Genomic DNA, 321 nt, shown 5'->3' on the forward strand with positions numbered 1-321 from the left:
TACACAGACGAACAATTAGAACCTGTTGCTACACACCGTATTAGAATCACAAAATCTTTTGAACCTTTAAAAGATGAAGTTGTAATTCCTAAAATAGAAGTAGACCCTACAATTGCAATTAATAATGATTTCAAAATAAAACTTCAAGCAATCGCAAATGGATTGGATTTTAATTCTAATTATAACTATTTACTAAGAAAATATTTATGTAACAATGATAATACTCAAGTAGTTGTAAACGACAAAAATAACAGTTTTTACTACTATACTACAGGATTACAATTTGATAAAAATAATGCAATTAACGAAGTAAAAGTAACA

General features: G+C 26.2%; 1 protein-coding gene. It reads left to right on the plus strand.

The window, feature by feature from the left end; all coding sequences use genetic code 11:
• A partial coding sequence (locus QWI17_RS18140; RefSeq protein WP_302723940.1) for a hypothetical protein occupies positions 1 to 321 on the plus strand: 321 nt, incomplete at both ends.

Source organism: Gilvimarinus gilvus (assembly GCF_030518155.1).
In the GTDB taxonomy this organism is placed as follows: Bacteria; Pseudomonadota; Gammaproteobacteria; order Pseudomonadales; family Cellvibrionaceae; genus Gilvimarinus; species Gilvimarinus gilvus.